Genomic DNA, 7,426 nt, shown 5'->3' on the forward strand with positions numbered 1-7,426 from the left:
GTCTTCTTCCAGGGTGTCGAGGAAGAGGCCAACGACAGGGTTGGGTGGATTGGGGACGGTCTGCTTTCAAGTGACAGAATTAGAGCACTCTCGGTGTTGGCGGGTTGAGTTGATCCAAGATCCACCATCTCCTGAGCCGATGCGACAAGTCGCAACGCACATGCAAAATGTTATTGATTGACACAGAGCTGCTACACTTAAGCATCTGCAGATTTTGGCTTAAATATTGGTTGCTTTGGTATTTGTAGCTGTGAGTTAGAGCCCTGCAGGAACCTTTATCAGCTTATCACAGTGAGTTAGAGTGTAATACAGCTACAGTTAACACATGACCGAGCGACAGCAGCGACCTTACAGGTTGTTCTTACGAACTGTATCACAGCTTAACTAATATTGATTCGTTTCAAACTTCAGCGAAGTGGCTCGGACGTAGTTTCCGCGACACATATTCGACCGCCGAAACGAGCGCCGAGCAACAATGCAACATAATGATGCCATTCGGAGTTATCGGAATTGAGCAGATTTGTGTTACTGTCAATTGAGATCTCAACGCAACTGGTATGTATTTCTTACAAGTTCGAGGCACGCAGCTTGATTAATTGCAGCACGATCGCGCCTTCTCTCCCACTCTTCTTGCGAATGGAAGATGGCCCATATGCGAGAAAAACTTTCTCCTTCCGATTCGGGCCGCCAATCAGCACGTCTACGCCAGCCAATAGCCCAGCGGTGACAGAACTCGCTGAAGAGCTGCCGATTGAAGAGAACGACTAACGTATTGACTACAGCAGTGACTTCCTGAAGCTGCTGGTAACGGATGGTGATACGGACAGGTCGGTCGTATTGGCGGATGTCCAATTTCACGGCATTCTTGCCCGGAAGAAAGCCATCACCATGAACGATACCGTGCCGGAACTGGCAGACCTTATCGAATTCTTCGAGTGGGATTTTGAATATCGAGTCATCTAGGTTGAAAGATATATACTCTCTAGTCGCTTTTCGTATTTCTTGAGCACTGGAAAATGAAGCGTTATCGAAAGCACTATAACTGTAACGTTGATGGCCGTGCCACAGCAATCCACCCAAGTTTATAGTTTTCTCCGAAGCATTTGCTTTCGATAGAGGGCATAACTCCATGGCCATTGACAATACAGTACGAAAGTAAGATTCTGCCGAAGCAACGACAGCTAGAACTAGTAGTCGGCCTATGTAACCACTGCTCTGCAAAAATTCTTCAGATCCTTGTGAAAGTATCTCCTTGATACCGCGGGTAAATGCATCGATAGGAGACGTTCGATCCTCCTCAACGAGATAGTTCTCCAAGTTTGTAAGGCGCGCCACTGGGGGAAGCTCATTTGCAAAATTTTCGATCGACATATTATGCCACGTACTCTTCTGCGTAACTGGCGATACGCGCGGCTCTGACAGGACCTATGTAGGCAATACCACGAAGATTAGTGCGGTTGCTGTCAATCAATATGTCCTTGATCGTCCGAATTTGTGAGTCCCGCTTGATACGCGTAATTATACGATTCGATAGTGGGAGCACCGAGATATCTTGGTTGGTAAGCTCTTCATAGATCGACGATGTTTTTAATGGAGCGCCACAATTTTGGCAGAACTTAGCGTGCTGGCTCGCCCTCTCTGTTCCGCACTGCTGACAATTAGGTAACGATAAGCGAAATAGCTCGGGATAACGCGATCCCTTAACTAGGGTTTCGGGTGAAATTCTTGGCCAAGCTTGATGTGTTTGGGCGGAGAAAGCCCTTACGAAACTTGTAATACTTTTTGTACGGCGTCCTACGATTGCATTCTCTGTGATCAGATCACCGAAATGAACCATATACAATTCGAATGTTCCTTTGATACCTCTACTATTAACGCCTGCCGGCATAAGTATTCCCGCGTATTGAAAAAAGCTTAGGACTTTCTCCATCTCTGGTGGTACTGGCTTCTTCAGGCCGATCTCAAGAGCTTGATCATCTTCGTTACGTGTCTTGTTGAAGTTCTTTAGATTCTCGATTATCTGACCGTAGAGCAGATTACCTGTGTTGACAAAATCACGGTACGCCGGAAGCTTATTAGAAAGTGAGTCATAAACGTTGTGTGCGGACTCCTTACCTTGCTGAGCAGCTTGCAGCAGCTTTCTACGGTCAAGGGTACTAGTAATCTGCGGTGCTGAAATATGGTCCTGATACACCGCGCGAAGCATATTCAGAAAGGAGCGGGGAATACCAAAAGACGCGTAAGCCAGAAAATTGAGTGCATCTGTAGTATTTGCTAGAGCGGACGGGAGCTCGCCCCTAAACCTCTTTTCGGCGAGTGCCGTCATGAACCCGATGTAGTCCGACCTATCCGGACGGACCCATACGTCTATCTGTTCGGCATCGTGCCCGACGTGGAAGGTAGGAGAGTTGGTCGTGATACCAGGGTAGATCGCAGCCTTCGGAGAAATTTCCCTGCTCTTTACCTGCCGAAAAAACTCAAAAAAGTCCTCCTGCTGCCGCGGCGAAAATGCATGTGCTGCATCATCTAGCAGTAGAACACATCTGCTTAAATCGTTCGCTTCCAACACTCGCATTATGCCGTCAGAAAGTTCCTCAATGGTATATGAAGAGGCACCCTTCGCTTCATTTAAGTTGCCCGATTCTAAAATTTTTATAGCTCTACTAATTTCACGCTCACTGATGATCGCCCTCGGAATATCGTATATTTCGTTCTCACGAATACTCTTGTACAATCCTTCATAGATCTTCAAGTTCAGCCATTGCCTAAACCAGAATGTAGCGTTCGGCGTATTAACGTATAGCGGTTCCAGCTTAAGAGATAATTTGAAGTTAACGTAGATCGGCAGAGTTGTCGAGTTTTCGCTACGCAGAAGGCGGTAGTATGCTTTTAACATCAAAGTTGTCTTGCCACACCCTCGCGGTCCCACAAGTAGTTTGGCTCCGCCAGTGGACAAGCGCCTTATAATACTTTCTTCATCCGGGTGCTCTGCACTAAAGGCAAGGAAATCAGCCTCCGGTATGTACTCTGCTTGTTCAACGAAGTCCGAGTCCAGCGAAAACTCGTTGAACTCGGTTCCGTATGGGTTCACGTCAGGGGCTGGTGAGTCGGACATGCTTCTCTCGTTTTCTATTCTTAGAGTGTCATGAGGCCCAGGCAATTACCAGAGAAATTCTCTCCTAAAGCATCATGTTGCGCGAAAATCCGAGTAAATTTTCATTGGAGGATGTATTTACAATTTCTACGAATGCATATATCCGTGTAGAATTTGAAAACTTTTTATATTTCCAATATTTGCGCAGATACGCATCGTATCTATTTGTACTTGCAAGCACGACATGTCTCTGGAATTTATTGCTAAGCTACTGTTGTATCTATTTAAGTAGTCGCGCCAACACATATCAACCCTTGGCGCCCGGTTTGTCCTTAACTTGCGCTTGACAGAATCGTCGGTCTTCATAGCTCTCGCTGGAAGCAGCGGCCAGCATGTCCAAGAGCATGTAATTGATCGCAACACGCATGCGTACTCTGGAATCATCAGGGTTCGTGGCCGCCATTTGCCACGACGTGGAGTGGTCCAGCGCCACCATCCGAAGGCAGCGGGATCGGATGTCGGCTTTGAGTTTGTCCCAATCCCTAGCATTACCTTGGCACTTTGATGTCAGAGGACAGCGTGGAGCGCCTTCATTAGTTTGGGCACGGGATGGGCGGGACGAGGCTGACTAACAGCCGTTCGATGTTGTCCTGCTGCACGGCGGGTAGGCTTGGCAACGGCGGTGGCCCTGAAAGGCAGGTCGTCATTTTTTCCGCGCCCCGTCCGGTGGTGCTCGGCAAGGCGGGGGTGCTACAGGTAGGTAGGAATTCGTCGGTGTTCTGCATCACCCGCCGCCAGCATCCGATTATTTCGCGCTCATTACATCAGCGCGACGAGCGGCTTGCAACGACGGTCCTTTGAATCTGCGTCCGCTTTCGGGAAAAGAAAAGTAGGGATCGAGCGTCCGGGGTGGGTCGGAAGCGGACCGTCTGCTTCCGGGGGAAGGGTCAGGTTCCGCTCCCCACCCATTATTGACGTTCGCGGCAGGTACCAAGCGTCGGATTTCCACCACTGGGCGCGAAGAGCGCTCCGCGGAGGCGGGCGCCGGCGATTGAGGCGGGAGCGAAAGGCTTCAGCCGGCCGCGCGCAGCGGCACGTCCGTCAGCCCCTGCATCATCATCCGGACGATCGCGTTGACCTCCCGGACCTGGAAGGGCTTGCGTAGGTAGAGGCTGCCCGGCACCGCACGCGGGTGCCGCCCCCCGGCCGTCGAGGTGTAGACCACCGGCCGGTCGGGATGCTGCGCCCGGAAGGCCTCCGCCACGGTCCAGCCGTCGATCAGGCCCGGCAGGTTGATGTCGGTGAACAGCCAGTCGACCTGCGCGCCCCGCGCGCGCAGGATCGTCAGCGCCGCCTCGCCGCTGGAGGCCTCGATCACGGCCGCCCCTTGGGTCTCGCACAGGCTCGCGACGATCTCGAGCAGCAGGTAGCTGTCTTCGACGACGAGCACGGTCTGGGGGCGGGGCATCGGGGAGTCTCGGCTCTTGCCGGGCCAGTCAGGGCCAACACGGTTTACATTGTCCTAACAGTGATGCGTGCCCGGTTCATATGCGCCGACAGTCGCGCAATCCCGCCTGTTGCGCCGCAGCAACGCCGCTCGGTTCGATGGCGCCGGCGGGCGGCCCTGCCGTCCCGGTGCCGCATTCCGGGCGCGTCAAGCGTGGCCGTCTGGCGCATCAGCCTCGGCCGCGTGCGCGGGCGCACACCGGTCGTGGTCCGGCAATGCCCAATACGCGCCGTCAAGGTTGACGGAACCTTCGCTTAACCGGCCCGGCCTAGAACGGGTGCTTGAGACCACGCGGATCGACTTCGACGACCCGCCGGCGGCCCACGGGGCCGCCCCCAGGAGAAAGACCATGTCCCATTCCGCGCGCCTGCGCGCCGCCGCCTCGATCGGGCTCGCCCTCGCCCTGGGCCTGAGCCTGGCCGCCTGCAGCAACGACAAGGAACTGGCCGACGCCTCCGCCTTCGGCGCGGGCGCCGCGACGCCGGGCAGCGCCCAGGACTTCGTGGTCAACGTCGGCGACCGGGTGTTCTTCGAGTCGGACTCGACCGACCTGACGCCCACCGCCACCGCCACCCTCGACAAGCAGGCCGCCTGGCTGCAGCGCTACCCGCGCTACACCTTCATCGTCGAGGGCCACGCCGACGAGCGCGGCACCCGCGAATACAACTTCTCCCTCGGCGCCCGCCGCGCCCAGTCGGTGAACGACTACCTCGTCTCCCGCGGCATCGCCTCGGGCCGGATGCGGACCGTGTCCTACGGCAAGGAGCGCCCGGTCGCGGTCTGCAACGACATCTCCTGCTGGTCGCAGAACCGCCGGGCCGTCACCGTGCTCGACCGCGGCGCGGCATCGTAAGGGGCGCCGCACGCAACGCCGTAGTTTTGCCGCGAGGGGGCGCATCTGATACCGGTGCGCCCGCCCGGCGCGCCCGCCGCAGAAACCGGTGCCGACCCCCATGCTTGCCCGCCTCCTCCTCGCGACCTGCCTCGCCTTCGCCGCCATCGCGCCCGCGGCGGCGCAGGACGCCTCGGAATTCGTCGTGCGCCTCGGGCGGCTGGAGAGCCAGTCCCGGATGATGGCCGGGCAGATCGAGACGCTCCAGTACGAGAACCGGCAGCTCAAGGAGCAGCTCCGCAAGTTCCAGGAGGACGTCGAGTTCCGCCTGAACGAGAAGGGCGGCAAACCCGCCCCGGCAGGCGCCGCGACCGGCGGCAGGCCCGCCCCCGCCGGCGCCGTCAACGGCGGCAACCCGGGCTCGGGCAACCCCGCGCCCGGCAAGTCGCAGAAGCGGGGCGACGCCTTCGACCCGGACCAGAACCCCGGCCGGCCCGGTGCGCCGATGCAGCTCGGCGCGGCGGCGCCTTCCGTCCCGCTCGCCACGCCCGAGCCCGCCCCCGTGCAGGCGGCTCCCGTCCCGGCCCAGGCCCGGCGCCTGCCGCCGGCGGCCATCGAGGAGTCCGAGGATGCCGACGGCATGGGCGCCACACCGGGCTACGACGAGCCCGTGGACCTGACCCCGCCCTCGCGCGTCGGCACGACAGGTGCCCTGCCGGAGCAGCGGACGCCCTCCAGCGTCGCGGCGACCGGCACCGGGGACGCGAGCGCCGACTACGCGGCGGCGCTGAGTCTGATCCAGAGCCGGCAATACGAGCAGGCCGAGATGGGACTGCGCCAGTTCATCCAGTCCCATCCCCGCGACGGGCACGTGCCTGCCGCGACCTACTGGCTCGGGGAGAGCTACCTCCAGCGCAACCGCAACCGCGAGGCGGCCGAGCAGTTCCTGAAGGTCTCGACCGACTACGCCCGCTCGCCCCAGGCCCCCGAGGCGATGCTGAAGCTCGGCGTCTCCCTCAACGCGCTCGGCGCCCGCGAGCAGGCCTGCGCGACCCTGGCCGAGCTGGACCGCAAGTTCACGAGCGTCACGCCCGCCGTGCGCCAGGGCGTGGTGCGCGAGCAGAAGCGCGCCCGCTGCGCCGCTTGAGCCGAGCCGATTCCGACCCCCTCCGGTCGGCCCTCGACTCCTGGCTCGCGCCCGATGCCGGCGCTGACGTCGTTCTATTGGCCGTCTCGGGCGGTCCCGATTCCACCGCGCTGATGCACGCGGCCGCCGCCTATGGGCGGCGGGACGCCCTCCACGTCGCCACGGTCGACCACGGCCTGCGCACGGATTCCACGGCCGAGGCCGCGACGGTCGGCCGCGCCGCGGAAGCGCTCGGCCTGCGGCATGCCATCCTCCCCTGGACCGGTTCGAAACCGGCCTCCGGCCTTCAGGCGGCCGCGCGGGCCGCCCGCTACCGGCTGCTCGCCGCCCATGCGCGGGCGATCGGTGCCGGCCTCGTGCTCACCGGGCACACCCTGGACGACCAGGCGGAGACCGTGCTGATGCGCCTTCTCGGCGGCAGCGGCCCCGCAGGCCTCGCCGGGATGCGGGTGGAGCGCGCGCTCGCCCCCGGCCTGCGTCTCGCCCGGCCGTTCCTCGCCATCCCCAAGGCCGATCTGGTGGCCTGGTGCGAGGCCCGCGGCATCGCCTACCTGCGCGACCCGTCGAACGCCGACGACCGCTTCGCCCGCGCCCGCCTGCGTGCGCTCCAGCCCCTGCTCGAGCGCGAGGGCCTGACGGCGGCCCGCCTCGCGCGGCTGGCCGAACGCGCCGCCCGCGACGAGGACGCCCTGCAGGCGGCGGCGTCCGCCGCGTTCGCGGCGGCCGATCTCCAGGCCGGATCGAACGAACCGCGGTCGGCGCATTTCCCTCCCCCTCCTGCGGGGGAGGGTGGCCCGCGAGCTAAGTCGGGAGACGGGAGCGCCGTGTCCGGAGAGGTCGCTCCCC

The 7,426-nt window shown here is 59.9% G+C and carries 6 protein-coding genes; 3 read left to right on the top strand and 3 right to left on the bottom strand.

Going from position 1 to position 7,426, the window contains the following annotated elements; genetic code table 11:
* Positions 1-543: 543 nt before the first annotated feature.
* From COGEMETH_RS25070 to COGEMETH_RS25080, 3 genes are all read right to left on the bottom strand, one after another.
* Complete coding sequence (locus COGEMETH_RS25070) at positions 544-1,371, bottom strand: hypothetical protein (protein WP_238185378.1); 828 nt, start codon at positions 1,369-1,371, stop codon at positions 544-546.
* Between the two features lies 1 nt (position 1,372).
* The gene (locus COGEMETH_RS25075) at positions 1,373-3,115 is read right to left on the bottom strand and encodes a hypothetical protein (protein ID WP_238185379.1); all 1,743 of its coding nucleotides are present in this window, start codon (positions 3,113-3,115) and stop codon (positions 1,373-1,375) included.
* Between the two features lie 1,051 nt (positions 3,116-4,166).
* Positions 4,167-4,562 (bottom strand): response regulator, encoded by a 396-nt coding sequence (locus COGEMETH_RS25080; protein ID WP_238185380.1) that lies wholly within the window; start codon positions 4,560-4,562, stop codon positions 4,167-4,169.
* 388 nt (positions 4,563-4,950) lie between these two features.
* Here COGEMETH_RS25080 and pal point away from each other — a divergent pair, with 388 nt between their 5' ends.
* The 3 genes from pal to tilS all read left to right on the top strand — a co-directional run.
* Positions 4,951-5,454: a peptidoglycan-associated lipoprotein Pal gene (gene pal / locus COGEMETH_RS25085; RefSeq protein ID WP_238185381.1), complete on the top strand. Its 504-nt coding sequence runs from the start codon at positions 4,951-4,953 to the stop codon at positions 5,452-5,454.
* 100 nt (positions 5,455-5,554) lie between these two features.
* Positions 5,555-6,580: a tol-pal system protein YbgF gene (ybgF, locus tag COGEMETH_RS25090; RefSeq protein ID WP_238185382.1), complete on the top strand. Its 1,026-nt coding sequence runs from the start codon at positions 5,555-5,557 to the stop codon at positions 6,578-6,580.
* A partial coding sequence (gene tilS, locus COGEMETH_RS25095) for a tRNA lysidine(34) synthetase TilS (protein WP_373875430.1) occupies positions 6,577-7,426 on the top strand: 850 nt, incomplete at its 3' end. The genes ybgF and tilS, both read left to right, overlap by 4 nt.

This window comes from Methylobacterium trifolii (genome assembly GCF_022179685.1).
GTDB classification, from domain to species: Bacteria; Pseudomonadota; Alphaproteobacteria; order Rhizobiales; family Beijerinckiaceae; genus Methylobacterium; species Methylobacterium trifolii.